Annotated in this window: 21 protein-coding genes; 14 read left to right on the forward strand and 7 right to left on the reverse strand. The window is 35.3% G+C overall.

The genetic code is table 11. The features are described from left to right. Positions 1–158: 158 nt before the first annotated feature. Positions 159–398: a hypothetical protein gene (locus JI747_RS09170; protein ID WP_225687940.1), complete on the reverse strand. Its 240-nt coding sequence runs from the start codon at positions 396–398 to the stop codon at positions 159–161. An 85-nt stretch (positions 399–483) separates the two neighbouring features. On the opposite strand from JI747_RS09170, the gene JI747_RS09175 reads away from it, so the two are divergent. The 11 genes from JI747_RS09175 to JI747_RS09225 all read left to right on the forward strand — a co-directional run bounded on the left by JI747_RS09175 (position 484) and on the right by JI747_RS09225 (position 12,585). Then, a complete protein-coding gene (locus tag JI747_RS09175) occupies positions 484–726 on the forward strand; it encodes a DUF2158 domain-containing protein (RefSeq protein ID WP_225687942.1) in 243 nt (80 codons plus the stop codon). Positions 727–883: 157 nt separating this feature from the next. Beyond that, the gene (gene prfA, locus JI747_RS09180) at positions 884–1,969 is read left to right on the forward strand and encodes a peptide chain release factor 1 (RefSeq protein WP_225687945.1); all 1,086 of its coding nucleotides are present in this window, start codon (positions 884–886) and stop codon (positions 1,967–1,969) included. A 93-nt stretch (positions 1,970–2,062) separates the two neighbouring features. Further along, the gene (locus JI747_RS09185) at positions 2,063–4,174 is read left to right on the forward strand and encodes a prolyl oligopeptidase family serine peptidase (RefSeq protein WP_394371133.1); all 2,112 of its coding nucleotides are present in this window, start codon (positions 2,063–2,065) and stop codon (positions 4,172–4,174) included. Positions 4,175–4,394: 220 nt separating this feature from the next. Continuing rightward, entirely contained in the window at positions 4,395–6,512 is a 2,118-nt protein-coding gene (gene scpA, locus JI747_RS09190; protein WP_225687947.1) for a methylmalonyl-CoA mutase, read from the forward strand. Between the two features lie 68 nt (positions 6,513–6,580). Beyond that, complete coding sequence (locus JI747_RS09195; protein WP_225687949.1) at positions 6,581–7,075, forward strand: hypothetical protein; 495 nt, start codon at positions 6,581–6,583, stop codon at positions 7,073–7,075. A 599-nt stretch (positions 7,076–7,674) separates the two neighbouring features. Beyond that, a complete protein-coding gene (locus JI747_RS09200) occupies positions 7,675–9,066 on the forward strand; it encodes an RtcB family protein (RefSeq protein ID WP_225687951.1) in 1,392 nt (463 codons plus the stop codon). A 121-nt stretch (positions 9,067–9,187) separates the two neighbouring features. Next, positions 9,188–9,739: a nucleotidyltransferase family protein gene (locus tag JI747_RS09205; RefSeq protein WP_225687953.1), complete on the forward strand. Its 552-nt coding sequence runs from the start codon at positions 9,188–9,190 to the stop codon at positions 9,737–9,739. 1 nt (position 9,740) lies between these two features. Next, the gene (locus tag JI747_RS09210) at positions 9,741–10,361 is read left to right on the forward strand and encodes a hypothetical protein (RefSeq protein ID WP_225687955.1); all 621 of its coding nucleotides are present in this window, start codon (positions 9,741–9,743) and stop codon (positions 10,359–10,361) included. Positions 10,362–10,365: 4 nt separating this feature from the next. Beyond that, positions 10,366–11,064, forward strand: a complete 699-nt coding sequence (gene prfH / locus JI747_RS09215) for a peptide chain release factor H (RefSeq protein WP_225687957.1) — start codon at positions 10,366–10,368, stop codon at positions 11,062–11,064. Then, a complete protein-coding gene (locus JI747_RS09220) occupies positions 11,051–11,566 on the forward strand; it encodes a tetratricopeptide repeat protein (protein ID WP_225687959.1) in 516 nt (171 codons plus the stop codon). Before prfH ends, JI747_RS09220 begins: the two co-directional genes overlap by 14 nt. Positions 11,567–11,592: 26 nt before the next feature. Beyond that, positions 11,593–12,585 carry an enolase C-terminal domain-like protein gene (locus tag JI747_RS09225; RefSeq protein WP_225687961.1) on the forward strand — a complete coding sequence of 331 codons (993 nt, stop codon included), beginning with the start codon at positions 11,593–11,595 and terminating at the stop codon, positions 12,583–12,585. Positions 12,586–12,606: 21 nt separating this feature from the next. Here the strand turns inward: JI747_RS09225 and JI747_RS09230 are convergent, their stop codons facing one another. Together JI747_RS09230 and JI747_RS09235 are read right to left on the reverse strand one after the other, a co-directional pair. After that, a complete protein-coding gene (locus JI747_RS09230) occupies positions 12,607–12,897 on the reverse strand; it encodes a cytochrome C (protein WP_225687963.1) in 291 nt (96 codons plus the stop codon). A 23-nt stretch (positions 12,898–12,920) separates the two neighbouring features. Beyond that, the gene (locus JI747_RS09235; protein ID WP_225687965.1) at positions 12,921–13,214 is read right to left on the reverse strand and encodes a c-type cytochrome; all 294 of its coding nucleotides are present in this window, start codon (positions 13,212–13,214) and stop codon (positions 12,921–12,923) included. A gap of 215 nt (positions 13,215–13,429) precedes the next feature. On the opposite strand from JI747_RS09235, the gene meaB reads away from it, so the two are divergent. Next, positions 13,430–14,425 carry a methylmalonyl Co-A mutase-associated GTPase MeaB gene (gene meaB / locus JI747_RS09240; RefSeq protein ID WP_225687967.1) on the forward strand — a complete coding sequence of 332 codons (996 nt, stop codon included), beginning with the start codon at positions 13,430–13,432 and terminating at the stop codon, positions 14,423–14,425. Between the two features lie 67 nt (positions 14,426–14,492). Here the strand turns inward: meaB and JI747_RS09245 are convergent, their stop codons facing one another. Further along, on the reverse strand, positions 14,493–15,047 hold the full coding sequence (locus tag JI747_RS09245; RefSeq protein WP_225687969.1) for a DUF4251 domain-containing protein: 555 nt from the start codon (positions 15,045–15,047) through the stop codon (positions 14,493–14,495). Positions 15,048–15,157: 110 nt separating this feature from the next. Here JI747_RS09245 and JI747_RS09250 point away from each other — a divergent pair, with 110 nt between their 5' ends. Further along, positions 15,158–15,964, forward strand: a complete 807-nt coding sequence (locus JI747_RS09250; RefSeq protein ID WP_225687971.1) for a M48 family metallopeptidase — start codon at positions 15,158–15,160, stop codon at positions 15,962–15,964. Between the two features lie 95 nt (positions 15,965–16,059). Further along, positions 16,060–16,374: a hypothetical protein gene (locus tag JI747_RS09255; RefSeq protein WP_225687973.1), complete on the forward strand. Its 315-nt coding sequence runs from the start codon at positions 16,060–16,062 to the stop codon at positions 16,372–16,374. A 39-nt stretch (positions 16,375–16,413) separates the two neighbouring features. Here the strand turns inward: JI747_RS09255 and JI747_RS09260 are convergent, their stop codons facing one another. The 3 genes from JI747_RS09260 to JI747_RS09270 are packed head-to-tail and all read right to left on the reverse strand — an operon-like array spanning position 16,414 to position 18,576. Then, positions 16,414–17,025, reverse strand: a complete 612-nt coding sequence (locus JI747_RS09260) for an outer membrane beta-barrel protein (protein ID WP_225687975.1) — start codon at positions 17,023–17,025, stop codon at positions 16,414–16,416. After that, entirely contained in the window at positions 17,009–17,824 is an 816-nt protein-coding gene (locus JI747_RS09265; protein WP_225687976.1) for an ABC transporter ATP-binding protein, read from the reverse strand. The genes JI747_RS09260 and JI747_RS09265 overlap by 17 nt, the downstream gene beginning before the upstream one ends. Then, entirely contained in the window at positions 17,824–18,576 is a 753-nt protein-coding gene (locus tag JI747_RS09270) for an MlaE family ABC transporter permease (protein ID WP_225687977.1), read from the reverse strand. Before JI747_RS09270 ends, JI747_RS09265 begins: the two co-directional genes overlap by 1 nt. Positions 18,577–18,603 lie beyond the last annotated feature (27 nt).

Here is an 18,603-nt window from a genome sequence, read left to right on the forward strand (position 1 = left end):
GAGATTAATCAATACTGACTAAAAAACAAAAATCATTATGAGCAAAAGTGTATTTAACAAAGCAAAAGTTGACAAAAAAAAGTCTAAAATCTTAAAGACATTAGACAATTGTAATTCCTTTGAAATAGAGACTATCTTAGATGAAATTAAAAAAGGACTTAATTATTTTCCTTTAAAGATAAAAGTCTAATTCTATTCAAAATAGATTCTCTTCTTTCAGAAGTTTTGAAATTCATTGTTTGACTATTACAATCAGGAATTAGATAGTATGATACAGTAGTAATGATGTCCTTATCTTTTGGATGTTCATACTCTGAAATTTGAATAATGTGATTAGCATTTATACTAACAACATTATCATTATAATCTGTTAAATCAATAAAAATTGGGTTACTCATGATTAAATGTTTTTACAAACTTATATAAAGTTTTGATTTATAGCAAAAAAAATATATTTTTATACAAATCAAAAACTAAATAATTATGGCACAATCAAATTTTAAAGTAGGAGACAAAGTAATTCTTAAAACAGGAGGTCCTAAAATGACAATACAAGAAATTATAACTAAAGATGATATAGGCTTCGGTGCTTCTCCTGAATTGGAAATAAATGTTGTAGTAGCAAACTGGTTTGACATTAACAGTGATTTAAAAGAAGCAGAATTTAAGGAACCTCAATTAGAGAAAGTACAGAACATCACTGATGAGTACTTTAAATCTGAATAAAGCAAAAGAGGACTAATAATTTTTAGTCCTCTTATTTTTAATAAAGTCAGTGTAAATTGGCGTATAATTACCTAAAAAAATATAAATTCAAAGCTCATGAAAATGGACTTTTTTTGTTCGTAATCAATTCCGTATCTTTGCAAACTAAATTTTCACTATGTCTAAAAGTTTAATTCCGAAACTGGAAGCTATAAAACAAAGATACAATGAGGTTGCGGACCTTATTATTCAGCCTGATGTTATTTCAGACCAGAAAAGATATTCTTCTTTAAACAAAGAATATAGTGATTTGGGAAAAATTGTAAACGTTTATGATCAATATAAAGGGGCTTTAGATACCATTGAAGAATCTGATGAGATTATTGCAGATGGTTCAGACAAAGATTTTGTTGAACTGGCAAAAATCGAAAAAAACGAAGCGTTAGAAAAAATTCCGGGATTGGAAGAAGAGCTTAAAGTTCTTTTGATTCCTAAAGATCCTGCTGATGACAAAAACGTTATTGTGGAACTTCGTGCCGGAACAGGAGGGGATGAAGCAGCCATTTTCGTGGAAGATGTGTACAGAATGTATACCATGTACTTTAAGACAAAAGGATGGAGACATGAAGTAACCGATTCTAATGAAGCAGCAAAAGGCTACAAAGAATTGATCATGAAAGTGGAAGGAGAAGGAGTATACGGAATTATGAAATTCGAATCAGGAGTTCACCGTGTACAGCGTGTTCCGGAAACAGAATCTCAGGGAAGAGTTCACACTTCAGCAATTACCATCGCGGTTTTACCCGAAGCAGAAGAAGTGGATTTTGAACTGAATCCTGCTGATATTGAAATGCAGACTTCACGTTCAGGAGGAGCAGGAGGTCAGAACGTAAACAAGGTAGAAACGAAAGTACAGTTAACACACAAACCTTCCGGAATGGTAGTGGTTTGTCAACAGGCTCGTTCACAGTTGGCAAACCGTGAATTGGCGATGGAAATGCTTCGTACCAAATTATACGACATCGAACTACAGAAAGTACAGGGAGATATTGCTGCACAGCGTAAATCGATGGTTTCTACAGGTGACCGTTCTGCGAAGATCAAAACGTACAACTATCCGCAAGGAAGAGTTACCGATCACAGAATCAACAAATCAATGTACAACCTTGATGCCTACATGAATGGAGATATCTCTGAAATGATTGATGCGGTAATCATGGCTGAAAACGCTGAAAAAATGAAAGGAGAAGAGGAAAATTATTAATCTTTTCTTTTAAAAATATATCTAAAAGCTTCTGAATCATCGGAAGCTTTTTTTATTTAAAACACATTCCGTATTTTTGAGAAAACCTTCACAATGAATTTTAAACCTATTTTACTAACAGCTGGAGTTTTATTTTCAGCAACTTTTTATTCTCAAAAAATGATTTATCCCAAAGCATTAAAAGGAAATCAAACAGATACATATTTCGGAACAGCAGTAGCAGATCCATTCAGGGACTTGGAAAACGATTCTGAAGCCACAAAAAAATGGGTGGATGAAGAAGTAGCACACAGCCAGGATTATCTTTCAAAAATCCCTTTCAGAGACCAGATTAAAGATCAGTTGAGAGATATCTGGAATTATGAAAAAATTTCAGCCCCTTTCAAAGAAGGAGATTATACTTACTATTATAAAAATGACGGACTTCAGGCGCAGTCAGTTTTATACAGAACCAATAATAAAACGAAATCGACAGAAGTTTTTTTAGATCCAAATAAATTTTCAGAAAAAGGAACAACATCTTTAGCTCAGTTATCTTTCAATAAAAAAGGAAACTTGGCGGCTTATTCCATCTCAGAAGGAGGAAGCGACTGGAACAAAATCATAATAATCGATGCAATAACCAAAAAACAGATTGATGAAACACTGGTTGATGTAAAATTCAGTGGAATTTCTTGGCAGGGAGACGAAGGCTTTTATTATTCAAGCTACGACAAGCCGAAAGAAGGAACCGTTCTTTCCGGAATGACTGATAAGCATAAAGTCTATTTTCATAAGCTTGGAACAAAACAATCTGCAGATAAATTAATTTTCGGAGGCGATAAGACTCCAAGAAGATATTTGGGAGCAGGAGTTTCAGAAGACCAGAGATATTTGATTATTTCTGCTGCCAATGCAACCAACGGAAATGAATTATACATCAAAGATCTGAAAAAAGGAGGTGATTTTGTGCAAATCAATAAAGGATTCGATCTCAATGTAAGCATTGTAGACACGGATGGTGATGATCTGTATATTTTCACGGATAAAGACGCTCCGAATATGCGATTGGTGAAAACAACCATCAAAAATCCTTCACCGGAAACCTGGAAAGACGTTATTCCGCAAACAGAAAACGTATTAGGAATCTCTACAGGAGGAGGATATTTCTTTGCAACTTACATGATTGATGCGATTGATCAGGTAAAACAGTTGGATAAAACAGGAAAACTGATCAGAGAAATTGCTTTACCGGGTAAAGGAAATGTTGGAGGTTTCGGAGGTAAAAAAGAAGAAAAAGAATTATACTTTTCATTCAGTAACTACATCACTCCGGGAACAACTTATAAATTCAATGCAGATTCGGGAAAATCTGAAGTCTATCAGAAGCCGAAAGTGAAATTCAATCCGGAAGATTATGTGTCTGAACAGGTATTTTATACCTCAAAAGACGGAACAAAAATTCCGATGATGATTAATTATAAAAAAGGAACAAAGCTTGATGGTAAAAATCCAACAATTCTTTACTCTTATGGAGGTTTCAATATCAGTTTACAGCCGGCTTTCTCTGTAGTGAATGCAATCTGGATGGAAAACGGGGGAATTTATGCCGTACCAAACATTCGTGGTGGTGGAGAATACGGAAAAAAATGGCACGATGCAGGAACGAAGCAGCAAAAGAAAAATGTTTTTGAAGACTTTATTGCAGCAGGAGAATATTTACAGGCTAAAGGCTATACTTCAAAAGAATTTATGGCACTTTCAGGAAGATCAAACGGAGGTTTGTTAGTTGGAGCAACCATGACAATGCGTCCCGATTTGGCTAGAGTAGCTTTCCCGGGAGTTGGGGTTTTAGATATGCTGAGATACAATAAATTCACGGCGGGAGCAGGATGGTCCTACGATTATGGAACAGCAGAAGACAATAAAGAAATGTTTGAATACCTGAAATCTTATTCACCTGTTCATAATGTAAAAGCAGGAACTTGCTATCCTTCAACAATGATTATTACGAGTGATCATGATGACAGAGTAGTTCCGGCACATTCTTTTAAATTTGGTGCAGAATTGCAGGAAAAACAGGCTTGTAAAAATCCTATTTTATTAAGAATTGAAAAAAATGCAGGTCACGGAGCTGGTCGTTCTACAGAGCAGGTCATTGGTGAAAATGCTGATCTGATTTCGTTCGCTTTGTATGAAATGGGAATTAGAAAGCTTCAGAAATAATTGAAAATTTAACCATTAAGATCAAATGTCCTGATTAAGAATTTTATAGTGATTTTTATAAAAATAAATATAAAAAACTTAAAAAGACATTAGTTTTAATAGTTTAGACAACAATAAAGGCAGTTTTGTGAGATCGCAAAACTGCCTTTTTTCTTTAAAAATAAACACAAAATTATTATCTCAAAAATCCGTAATTTTAGCAGGTAATAAATCTGAAAGTATGAGAAGAGAAGTTCAAAATAAAACTCCTCAATTTAATATAACTGAAAAAAAATCGGAAATCTATCCCTTTGAAAAAGATGGATTGCAGTTAAAATCTTCCTATAAAGCAGAAGACGTTAAAAATAAAGACTTAACAGAAACTTCTCCGGGAATTGCCCCTTATTTAAGAGGTCCGTATTCTACGATGTATGTTCAGAAACCATGGACGATTCGTCAGTATGCAGGGTTTTCAACAGCAGAAGAATCCAATGCTTTTTACAGAAGAAACTTAGCGGCAGGACAAAAAGGTCTTTCCGTAGCTTTCGATTTGGCGACACACAGAGGATATGACTCAGATCATGCGAGAGTAGTTGGTGACGTTGGGAAAGCTGGAGTTGCGATCGATTCTGTGGAAGACATGAAGATTTTATTTAATGAAATTCCATTAGATCAGATTTCTGTTTCTATGACGATGAACGGAGCGGTTTTACCGATTTTATCGTTCTATATCGTTGCGGCAGAAGAACAGGGTGTTTCTCAGGAATTGCTTTCAGGAACCATTCAGAATGATATTTTGAAGGAATTCATGGTGAGAAATACCTACATTTATCCACCTGCACCTTCCATGAAGATTATTGCGGATATTTTTGAATATACCTCTCAGAATATACCAAAATTCAACTCTATTTCAATTTCAGGATATCACATGCAGGAAGCCGGAGCAACACCGGTGCTGGAAATGGCTTATACCCTTGCAGATGGATTGGAATATGTAAGAACAGGAATAAAAGCAGGAATGAATGTCGATGATTTCGCGCCAAGATTATCTTTCTTCTGGGCAATCGGAATGAATCACTTCATGGAAATCGCAAAAATGCGTGCGGCAAGATATATTTGGGCTGAATTATTAAAGCAGTTTAATCCTCAGAATCCAAAATCTTTAGCTTTAAGAACTCATTCGCAAACTTCAGGTTGGTCTTTAACAGAGCAGGAACCTTTCAACAATATTACAAGAACAGCAATTGAAGCCTTATCTTCAGCATTAGGAGGAACTCAGTCTCTTCACACAAATGCTTTGGATGAAGCTATTGCGCTTCCGACAGATTATTCTGCAAAAATTGCAAGAAATACTCAAATTATCCTTCAGCAGGAAAGCGGAATCTGCGATGTGGTAGATCCGATGGGTGGAAGTAATCTGGTGGAATCTCTGACTCAGCAAATGATCGAAGAAGCAATGAAGTACATTGATGAGGTTGAGCAGGAAGGAGGAATGACTAAAGCGATCGAAGCTGGTATTCCAAAAATGAGAATTGAAGAAGCAGCAGCAAGAAAGCAGGCAAAAATTGATAGCGGTGAAGAGTTTATCATTGGAGTAAATTCATTCAAATCAGACTTGAAACAAGACGAAATCGAGATTCTGGATATCGACAATACAGAAGTTCGCAGAAAACAGATCGAAAGATTAGACTCGATTAAACTAAGCAGAAATTCTGAAGCGGTTGAACAGATTTTAAATGAAATCAGAGAATCCGCAAAAACAGGAAAAGGAAACCTTTTGGCATTATGTATCGAAGCAGCTCGCAGAAGAGTAACTCTTGGAGAAATGAGCGATGCGATGGAAGAAAGTTTCGGAAGATATAAAGCAAACATCAGAACAATCTCAGGAGTTTATGCCATGAATGCAGGTAAAAATGAATATTTTGAAAAAGCGCTGAACCTTACTCAGAAATTTGAAGAAGAAGAAGGTCGCCGTCCAAGATTAATGGTTGCGAAAATGGGACAGGACGGTCATGACAGAGGGGCGAAAGTAGTAGCAACAGCATTTGCAGACATGGGATTCGATGTCGACGTTGCACCATTATTCCAGACTCCCGAAGAAGTTGCAAAACAGGCGGTTGAAAACGATATTCACATTTTAGGAGTTTCATCGTTGGCAGCGGGTCACAAAACGTTGGTTCCGCAGGTTGTAGAAGAATTGAAAAAACTGGGAGCAGATGATATTACCATTGTGGTTGGGGGAGTAATTCCTCAACAGGATTATGAATTCCTTTACGCAAACGGAGCAGATTTCATTTTCGGTCCTGGAACGAATCTTCCCAAGTGCGCGGTGGATATTTTAGAGAAATTTTTAAACTAAATTAACTTTTCCAACGAATAAATTGCACAGCGTTTGTACTGTAAGTCATAACCACAAAACAAAATATTATGGCTTATACAGTAGTTTCAGTATTTCCAAAGACTGTAGATACAGAGGAAATTAGAAAAGATTTAAGAGAAAACGGTTTCGATGAAGCGAATATCATTGTTTCAAAATCAAACGTAGAAACTGGACTTGATCATTATCAGGAAGACGAGCAGACGAAAGGTTTTTTCGATTATGTTTTTGCTCACGATGCAGAAATGCTGGATGCTTACCGTAAACACAGTATTGGAAAAAATAACGTTGTTGTTTACACTGATGATCTTGAACAGGCAACTTCCGCAAAATCTATTTTAAATAGAAACGGAGCTTTGCAAGTTTATAGAAAACAATCGGAAGACCATAAAGATATTCCGGATGGCATGACTGAAGAAGAATACAACGGAATCATTGCCAAAGCAAGACACAATATTTATTTTCTTGGATCTGAAAGGGTTTATCACTCCAACATTGTCAAAGGAATGGATGATCCGATGGACGATCTGGGATCGAAAGATTAAAAAATATACAAATCTGGATAGTTTTCTATTCAGATTTTTTTATGAATTTCATAAAAATTTGCAAATAAAAAGTTGATTATTCAAAAATTACTATATCTTTGCATCTGAAAATCAAGTTTAACCATTTAAAAAACAACGAAGCAATGTTCAAATTCAATCAGCTTTCAACAGTAGGATTGCCTTTTGCAAAGGCGAGGCTTCGTGGTTTGGTATACTCTTAGAATAAAAGTACAACGAAATATCAAAACCCGAAGTCGCAGAGATTTCGGGTTTTTTATTGCGCAATATTTCAAACTCTAATTAGTTTTCCCGAAATCTTTTTTTATAAAATTTAGGAATCTTTTCAAATAGTTTTTAGGAGCTGTTTCCCGCTTTCCACTATATCTTTTTCATTACGGCCTCCGCTTCGCTGCGGCCGCAACAAAAAAGGATGTCGCTGCAATCGGGGCTAGGAAAAGGTTATCGTTTAAATAAACCTCATAGGTTTCAAAAACCTATGAGGTTTGAATATAATCAACTAAAAGTTTAGTTGGCGAAGAAACTGTGCGAGATGTAGATTCAAAATTTAGTATTTCACACTCAATTTTAAAACAACAACAATGGGAAATTTAAAACTAAAAGGAAAAGATATATTAAAAATAGGCTATCCAAACAATCAGAGTGTCAACATCGCTTTGGAAGTCATGAAAAGAAATTTTGCAACGAAAAACATTCATCATGTGAAATCTCTTTTAAAGGAAATTCTGCAGAATCCGGAAGGTTTTGAAAAAGATCTGACTTTCGGACAAATTGCAGAAGCTTTGCTTTCATCAAAGAAAACGGAAAAAAGAATGCTCAATACCAATCGTGCATCTTTTCAGATTTTCGGAAATAATATTTCAGATGAAGCGAAAAACCAGCTGTACACCGCTTTGAAACTTCCAATTTCAACGCAGGGCGCTTTAATGCCCGATGCGCATAGTGGTTACGGACTTCCGATCGGTGGTGTTCTTGCCGTTGAAAATGCTGTGATTCCTTATGGAGTCGGGATGGACATCGGTTGCAGAATGAGCCTCAGTATTTTGGATACTCCTATTTCATATCTGGACGGAGCGAGAGATAAATACGAAAAAGCTCTTGCTGAACATACAAAATTCGGAATGTATGAAACACATAAATCTCATATCGATCATGAAATTTTCGACAGAGATACGTTCGACATGATTCCGATTTTGAGGAGATTAAAAGGAAAAGCCATTAAGCAGATGGGAAGTTCCGGTGGCGGAAATCATTTTGTGGAATTCGGAGAAGTGGAAATTACAGAAGAAGATGAGCAAATCGGGCTTCCGAAAGGAAAATACTTGGGAATTCTTTCACATAGCGGTTCACGTGGATTGGGAGCAGAAATCGCTCAGTATTACTCAAGAGTAGCGACAGAACAATGTCCGTTACCAAAAGAGGCACAACAATTTGCATGGCTGGATCTGAATACCCATCTCGGATTGGAATATTGGACAGCAATGAATTTGGCAGGAGATTATGCTTCAGCTTGTCACGACGATATTCACAGAAGATTGGTGAAAGCTGTCGGAGGAAGGGTAAAAGCGAGAGTTGAAAACCATCACAATTTCGCCTGGAAAGAAATCCATAACGGAAAAGAAGTGATTGTTCACAGAAAAGGAGCAACTCCTGCTAATGAAAATGAATTGGGAATGATTCCCGGCTCGATGACCGCAAAAGGTTTTATCGTCCGCGGAAAAGGAAATCCTGATTCATTGAACTCAGCTTCACATGGTGCAGGAAGAGCGCATTCGAGAGGAGAGTGCAGAAGTCTGTTTACCCAAAATGACATCAAAAAAGAATTAAAACTCAAGAATGTCATTTTGATGGGTGGAAATACAGAAGAAGCACCCATGGCGTATAAAGACATCAACGAAGTCATGAACGCACAAAGTGAATTAGTCGATATTCTGGGAACTTTTCAGCCGAGAATTGTGAGAATGGATAAATAAATTGAATGATAGATTTTGATTAAAATTTTTCAAACCTCACAGGTTTCAAAAACCTGTGAGGTTTAATAAAGATGATTTTAAACCAACAATTAACTATCAATCATTAACAAAAAACAAAAAAATGGGAGCACCACATAATATAAAAAGATACGGTGAAGTCTGGCCGGATTTTAGAATTAAAAGCGGACTTGAAATTTTAGAAAAATTAAAAGATAAAGTCATTATTTCAGGAGGTTGGGCGTGGCATTTTATGTCTGAAATCGGACATGCAGAATATAAACATGCTCATGATCATAAGGATATTGATGTTTTTGTACATAAAGAAAATGTTGCTGATGTGGTCATGATACTTCAGCAGGAAGGTTTTCAAAAAGTTTGGACAAGATACGATCATCTTCCGAGTGAAGAAAACTTTCGGAGATACGAGAAAACGATGGAACTGGAAAACGGAAAGTTTCACAGAATTACAATTGATTTCTTTGAAAGAAATGATCTGGAAACTATCGAAACAAACGGATTCACTGTTGTGAAACCCAATGTTCTGCTTTCTTTTTACAGAAATATTCATTCCAGTGATAAATGTTGGGCGGTTATGGCTGCAAAAGATTTATTGGAAAAAGGAATTGATCCTGTCGGCCATCCGAAATTAAGTGAAATACCGAAAATCAGTTAGAATGAACAATCCTATCAAAGGAAAAGTACTTGAATTTATCAATCAAAATTTCTTAAATGACAGAAAATTATTGAGGGAAAAAGCAAATGTGTTTTTAAAAGATCCTCATGTAACTAATCTGTTTCGTAAGGAATTTGAAAAAGTAAATACGGTTGTTCATTTTCAGTCTTTATCTTCTGAAACGGATAGGTTTTCAAAAGAGGAAATGGGTGATATTTCGGATGTTTGGACCTTTTATTTAAATGAAGATATTGATGAAGTCGATACAAGTGAAGGGTATGAAGATTGGGATTTTGAAAAATATTTGAAAACGGGAAAACCTCTTCATTGCTGTAGAGTCTGGATCAATTGGTTTTTAAACATTTATTATATCCAGGCTTTTGAAATAAGTAAAAAAGGAAAAATTGAAACGGAGAGTATTATAAGAATTGCTGATCCTTATGAAAAAGGAAAATACAATTCAGTTTTAAATATCATGAAAGAAAATGGGTATGAAAAAATGACAGATGAATTAGCTTTAATAAAAGTAAAATCCGTTTCTACGGATTGTAATGACGATCCCACGGTTTTTGATTGCCTGTTTTCCGATATTATTTATCCTGTTCACTTTAGAATTAATTAAAACAATGGAAAAATTAATACAAATAACCTCAGGAAGAGGACCTTTAGAATGCCAATGGGTAGTTGCAAAAGTTCTGAAGGTCTTCCTTGAGGAAGCAAAAAATAATACAATAGACTACGAAATCATCCATCGTGAAAACGGGGATGAAAACCTGACCTTGAAATCTGTAACTCTTCTTTTAAAATCCAAAAAATTAAATGAATTTTTAAAGAATTGGTTAGGAAGTATATGTTGGACAGGAAAAAGCACGTTCCGGAAACTGCATAAAAGAAGCAACTGGTTTATCGGAATTTTTGAATTGGAAGGATTGGAGACCATCAATTTTAATGAAAAAGATATTCAGTTTCAAACGGCAAGAAGCCAGGGAAGTGGCGGACAAAATGTGAATAAAGTAAATACAGCAGTTCGGGCCACTCATATTCCTACAGGGGAAAGTGTTTTCGTTCAGGATTCACGCTCACAGTTGGAGAATAAGAAGCTTTCGATTATCAGATTAAAAGAAAAAGTATTGGAACAGAATATTATTCAGCTTCAAAAAAGAATGCAGGAAACATGGAACAATCACTTGAATGTTCAGCGGGGAAATCCGGTCAGAACATTTTCAGGAACAGATTTTAAAAAGAATTATCAGGAGAAATCTTTCAAAAAACAAAGAAATCAGCTGAAAAATGAATTAAAAAATTACAAAAATGACCTTAACTAAAAATAAATATTACTTTGAAGCACTGGATAATTATCCGTACAGTTTGCCGGATTGTCTGGAAGCGCTGAATTATGCATTGTCTTATGATCCGGAAGATGCAGACAGTCTTTGTCTGATGGGAAGGATCTACAGCGAAATGTTATCTGACTATGAAAAAGCAAAGCTTTATTTTGAAGAAGCCATGCAATGTGATATGACGAACTTAAATGTTCCCCAATATTATATTAAATGCCTTTTGGATAATGAAGATTTTCAGGAAGCAGAAAAACTGATTACCTATTCATTGAAGATTAAAGGAATCGATAAAGCAACCTTATGGTTTTACCGATCCTTACTTTCTGAAAAAAGAGGAAGCTTTGTCAATGCTCTCAAGTTTTTAGATGAAGCTGCAAAATATTGTTTTTCGGAGTATAGTTTGAATATCGTAAAGGATCGTAAGAAATTTATAAAATCAAAAATGCTAAAGAAAAGTAAAACTAAAAAAAAGAAGGAGACCAATTAAGTCTCCTTTTTTTTGTAAATTTAATAATGGAATTACGGTTTGAAATAAGACAGCTTCAATTAAAAGAAACATTTTCAATTGCATACGGGAATTACAATAAAAGAGAAGCTTTACTCATAGAACTCTCTCATCAAAATTGTAAAGGGTACGGAGAATGTGTAGCGATCGATTATTATCAAATCAATCTTCAATCTTTTGTTTTGAAATTAAAAGAAATTCAAATTCAGGTTGAAGCTCAGAAAATCATTCATCCAAAAGATTTTTTTAATTTTTTATTGAATTTAAATCTGCATCCATTCTTATTATCTGCTTTGGATTGCGCCTATTGGGATCTTTTCGGTAAGCTGGAAAATAAAAGCTTTATTGAATTAAATAATCTTTCGGCCGAAAATTTAGTTGAAAGTTCAATCACTATTTCTGTTGGAGAAATCGATCATCAGATTGAAAAAATAAACAAAAGTAAATGGAATAAATTCAAAGTGAAATGTAAAGGTTTAAATAAAGATCATGTTGAAAAGCTTTTACAATTACCTCAAAATATAGCTTTAGATTCTAACGCCAGTTTTACCGATGAAGACTGTATCTGGCTTCAGGAAAATGTTGAGGTTGAAAAATTTTCTTATCTGGAACAACCGAGGCCAATCGGAAATTACAATATTTTAAAAAAAGAAAACTTCGCGAATTGGATGGCCGATGAAGATTGTCAGAATATTGATTCTTTAGAAGAATTAATTCCTTATTATAAAAGTATCAATATCAAATTAATGAAATGTGGCGGATTAACTCCTGCTTTAGAAATGATCAAAAAGGCCAGAGAATTAAATTACAAGATCATGATCGGTTGCATGACAGAATCCAGTGTCGGGATTTCTGCAGGCAGTGTCTTAACGGGATTGGTTGATTATGCAGATTTGGATGGGGCCAATCTTATTTCCAATGATTATGCATCCGGTAATTTTGTCAAAGACGGCAAGATCATCCTGTCTTCAAAACCGGGTTTGGGAATTGAGTTAAAATAAAAAATAGACTTCAAAAGAAGCCTATTTTTTATTTACAGATATCAGATAATCATAAACCATTTGGTGCTGATCGTCACTTAACTTAGCTTTTGGAGCCATTCTGCTTAAGGTTTTTATCCACCCTTGATCGTCGTGTTTTGCAGGATCTGGTAATTTGTGACACCTGTTGCACGAGTTTTCGAAAATGGTTTTTCCCTGTGCCAATTGTTCGGTTGAAGTGTATTTAGGTCCGGTTACGGCCACACTTTTCGGTCCGCACGATATAACCATCGTTGCAGAAGCCAGGATCATTCCCAAAATTAATTTTTTCATAATAATATCATGTTTGAAGTGAATTATTTCTTCACAGATACGATATAATCGTAAACCCACTGATGTTGATCATCGGTAAGTTTCGCTTTTGGAGCCATCGAATTCATGATTCCAACCCATTGTACGGAGTTGTGAGATGTCGGATCTGGTAATTTGTGGCATCTTCCGCATGAATTTTCGAAGATGGTTTTTCCCTGTGCGATCTGTTCCGGAGTAGAAGTAGGCGCTGATGGAGTTGCAGTGGCTACTGGTGCTTTTGTTGTACAAGAAACTACTAAAAGAGTAGCAAATGAAGCTATAGCAATGATTTTTTTCATATTTATTACCTTTGAATAGTAACAAATGTAGCTAATTTCGTTTTTGGTTGATGAAAACGCTCGTAGTTTTAATTTAGAAGAAATAAAAATTACAAAACAGCAGACTAATGAATCATTACCTGATTATATGATATTTCAGTAAACAATTATAAAAATTGTCTGCCAAAGTAAATTAACTATTGACCGATCATTGTTTAATCCTTATTTTTGAATCGATGAAATTTTCTACAGAAGAGCTTTTTGACGGGATACGATTAGGAAATAAACGCCTGATTGCAAAAGCGATTACCTTGGTTGAAAGCAAAAAATCCGAGCATAGAATACAGGCTGAAGAATTATTAAAAAAAATCATGCCTTTTACCGGTAAATCCATTCGTGTGGGAATCACCGGAGTTCCGGGAGCCGGAAAATCAACTTTTATAGAAAATTTTGGGAGGTTGGCTATTTCCAACGGTAAAAAAGTGGCTGTTTTAGCTATCGATCCAAGTTCCGCAATCAATAAAGGAAGTATTTTAGGAGATAAAACCAGGATGGAGGAACTGGCAAAAGAAGAAAATGCCTTTATCCGCCCTTCTCCAAGTTCAGGATTTTTAGGAGGTGTTGCGAATACAACTTTTGAGACGATGATGATCTGTGAAGCAGCAGGTTATGACTATATTTTAATAGAAACTGTTGGTGTAGGACAGTCTGAAGTATTGGTTGCAGATATTACTGATGTCTTTTTATTTTTGAAAATCATAGGAGGAGGAGATGAGCTTCAGGGAATTAAAAGAGGCATCATGGAAATGGTAGATGTTATTTTTATTAATAAGGTTGATGCTGATAATCTCCAGAAAGCAAAAAATACCAAATTAGAACTAAAAAGAGCCTTAGATTTCATTCCTCCCAAAGAAAAAAACTGGAAAATTCCTGTTCTGCTTGGTTCTGCGTTGAATAATGAAGGGTTAGGAGAGGTTTTTGAAAAAATCAATGAATTTATTGATCTTAAAAAGAAAACCGAAAGATTCGAGGAAGTAAGAGTTCAACAGGCTGAAAAACGTTTTGAATACTGGGTTCAGGAGTATATTCTGGCTATGATGAAAAGAGATAATTCCGTGGAAGAAGCGTATATTGAACATAAAAAAAATGCTTCAGCGATGGTTTCAAATCCAAGTACCGAAGCAAAATTATTTGTTGAAAAGTTTTTAAGGGATTCGAGATCCGAGTTTTGAGATTCCGAGATTATTTAAATCTGTTTTATCACTTGTTGCGTATCATCAGACTCCCAAAAAATTTCCTTTAAAGCTTTTCTTTTTCCTGAGTTTTTTCTTCGTTTTTAGAAATGTATCCGTCATAAGAAATAGGCTGTCTGTCATTGCCTTTTATTGAAGTAAATGCTTTCCCGTTTTTATAAACCTCCATTACGATCTCATCTACATTGTTTACATCTTTTGGTTTAATTCTGATAATCCAGGTTCCTTTTTTATTCTGAGATTTATTTATCGTGAAATCTTTTGAGGTAAATCTATAGCTGTTTTTCTCATTATTTCCATAAGATGGATTAAAAACTCTTCCAAAATAAGGGAGAACCGACTCTAGCTTATCACCTTTTATATCAATAGAATAATATCCGCCTGTAAGATCCAGAATTCTTGTAGAAGTAGAATTAGGCATTGAGTTCATGACATTGATCACATCATAATTCGTGGGGTTTGCCCTTTCTGCATGAAATGAAAAATCTTGTGAGTTTACAAGTGCTGTAACTGTTTGAGAATCCATTCCCGTTTGAGAAGAGCAGCTTTGAAAAATAAACAGAAACCCTAGAATAGAGAGTATTGAAATATACTTTTTCATGATAGCAAAATAATTATTAAATTTAAATAGCAAAATGTATGCAAATATATTCCTTCTAAAACTTTTTGGAATAGAAATTGTAAATGTTGAATTATTTAACACTCGAAACTATGAAAATTACGCAATTATTAGGAATAGGAGCTATTGCTCTGTTAGCTGTAGCCTGTACTACAAACCCAATTACGGGGCGATCTTCATTGCAGATTGCAGATAATTCTGAAATTATGACAATGTCTGCACAGGAATATAAAACGACATTAGGCAAATCTAAAGTAATTACTGGTACTACGGATGCAAAAAGAGTGGTAAATGTAGGGACAAGAATTAAGGCCGCTGCAGAAAAATATTATGCAAGTATTGGAAGAAGTGCTGATTTGGCAAGTTATAACTGGGAGTTTAATCTTTTACAAAGCAGTGAACTGAACGCTTGGTGTATGCCCGGTGGAAAAGTAGCTGTATATACAGGAATTTTGCCGATCACAAAAAATGATAACGGGCTTGCTGTAGTAATGGGACATGAGGTATCTCACGCATTGGCAGGTCACGGAAATGAAAGAATTTCTCAGGCGATGGTTGCGCAATACGGTGGGCAGATTTTAGGAGGAACTATTTCTAATGCGCAATGGGCGAGTATTTTTGAAAAAGCTTATCCTATCGGTTCACAAGTAGCGTTGTTAAAATATGGTAGAAATCAGGAATCTGAAGCGGATAAAATGGGATTATATCTCATGGGAATGGCGGGATATGACCCAAGAGAGGCAATTCCTTTCTGGAACAGAATGGAGGCGGCTTCTACAGGAGCAAAACAACCGGAATTCCTTTCTACCCACCCGAATCCCGAAACCCGAATTTCAGATATCAATAAAGACTTACCAAAAGCTTTAGAGTATTATAAAGCGGCAGGTGGAAAAATATAACGATATGAATTTTTAATCTTGATAAAGTCTTGTTGAATTTTAGTAAATTTGATAAGACTTTTTTAGTTACCCAATCATTAAATATAATAAACACTATGAAGAATTTATCTATTACAGGGATCATACTTTTGGCATTATCTGTACTTTTATTCTATTTAACATCACCTAATTTTACGGTGAATGATTTACAAATGTCTCACATTATGGGGATTCTGGGAGGTATTGGAATTGGGTTGATTATTGGTGGAATACTTGGTTATATGAGTAAAGGAAGTGCTATAAAAGCAGAACAAAAAAGAAAAGAATTCAAACAATTGCAAAAAGATAAAGAAGAATTGGAAAAACAGGCCAACGAGCTCGCAAAACGAGAAGCTGAGTTTCATTCTCAAAATCAAAATCCTCAAATCTAATGATCTGAGGATTTTTTATAGTTGTTATTTTCGATGAATCTAGAACTTGTATCCAACTCCTACCATAAACAGATTAGGTCGGTTGTCATATCTTATTTCCTCCCCTGATACACTGCTGATGAATTTTCTCTCGTCTTTACTGAAAGCGCCTTCATATTTAGCATTTAAAATCAGTTTTTTAATCTCCAGCTGAGCTCCGAATTGGTATCCAACTGTGAAATTATCTCTTGCATTTTCTTTAAAGTCGTTGAAGGTATCTTCTTTGCTTAAATTGTAGCTTGCAACAGGTCCTATGAAAACTCCGAGCATATCTCCCAACACTTTGTGACCTACAAGAACAGGTAGATCTATACGGCTGCTTTTGATATCAAAAGTTGTATTGGCTGTAGTAAATTCGTTTTTAAAATTGGTATAATATAGTTCCGGCATCAAGAAGAATGAAGCAGGAAGGCTGGCTTTCAATGAAAGACCAACGTTGAAACCTACATTATTTTTTCCTTCGCCGTCGATAGCATCATTTACTGTCCCTTTTATGTTTTTCCAAGAAGGAGAACCTGTCGGAAAAATTAAATTAGCTTTACCCGCAAGAGAAATCTGTGCCGAAGCGAACATAGAAAACCCTATAAGTGCGATACTAAGAATTCGTTTCATTATCGTCTATTTTTGTGATTGTATTTTCAATAGTTTTATTATTTTCAAGCATATATTCTCTCAGCTCTTTAAATAGTTCTGAAGAATAAACGAAATCGATAAGATTTTTATTGCCTGCCGTAATCAGGATATCCTTATTACCTTCCCATTCTTTTATTCCTAATCTCAGATATACAATTTTCTCGCCAATCGTCATCACCGAGTTCATATCATGCGTATTAATAATCGTTGTGGTGTTATATTCTTTGGTGATTTCTAACAAAAGATCATCAATTACATTAGAAGTATACGGGTCAAGACCGGAATTGGGCTCGTCACAGAAAAGATATTTCGGGTGATTTACAATTGCTCTTGCAATTGCCACACGCTTCTGCATTCCTCCGGAAATTTCAGAGGGAAATTTTCTGTTTGCTTTATCTAAATGTACTCTTCCGATTACCTCAAAAACCCTTCTCTTCTTTTCTCTGAAAGTAAGGTTTGTAAACATATCCAGCGGAAACATGATGTTTTCTTCCACCGTTAAAGAGTCAAATAAAGCACTTCCCTGAAATACCGTTCCGATTTCTGAGCGAAGTTGGAGTTTCTCTTCTCTATTCATTACATTAATGTTTCTGCCGTCGAACAGGATTTCTCCTGAAGTCGGTTGGTAAACATTCAATAAACTTTTAAGAAAAACTGTTTTCCCTGAACCACTCTGCCCGATAATTAAGTTTACTTTTCCTTTATCAAAAGAGGTTGAAATTCCTTTAAGTACTTCAACTTCATCAAAACTTTTCTTTAAATTTTTTACCTCAATCATTAGCTTAATATTAATTGGGTTAATAGCAACTCGGAAAGGATAATGAAAACCATAGTCCAAACCACGGCTTGTGTACTTGCTCTACCCACTTCCAGTGAACCTCCTTTTACATTGTATCCGAAATAGGACGGAACGCTTGCAATAATGAAAGCAAAAACAAGAGTTTTAGCAAATGCATAATAGATGAAAAGATTGGGCATATACATCTGAATTCCTATGATATAATCATTGGTCGTCCAGTTCCCTGTCAAAATTCCGGCTATATAACCGCCACCAATACCAAACACGATACTGATCGCAATTAATAAAGGATTAAAAATAACACAGGCAATTATTTTAGGAAAGATCAGGAAGTTCGGGGAGTTTACACCCATAATATCCAAAGCATCAATCTGCTCGGAAACCCTCATTGTTCCTATACTTGAAGCGATGTATGAACCTACTTTTCCTGCTAAAATCAAACTGATGATGGTGGGAGCAAATTCCAGCACTAAAACTGCTTTTGTTGCATACCCTACAAATGAAGGAGGAATCGGGAAAGATGAAGCATCAAAATTATTGAACATCTGAATCGCAACTACCGCCCCGACAAATATGGATGTAAAGATAACCAACCCGAATGAGTTGACTCCCAAATCATTGATTTCTCTCATTAACAGCTTCCAAAAAACCCTCATTTTCTGAGGTTTCTGGATAGATTTACCTAGAAGGATAATGTATTCTCCTACTGCTGTAAAAAACTTTTTTAACATTCTGCTAAATTAGACTTTTTTTATTTA

The organism is Chryseobacterium tagetis, assembly GCF_016735585.2.
Lineage (GTDB): Bacteria > Bacteroidota > Bacteroidia > Flavobacteriales > Weeksellaceae > Chryseobacterium > Chryseobacterium tagetis.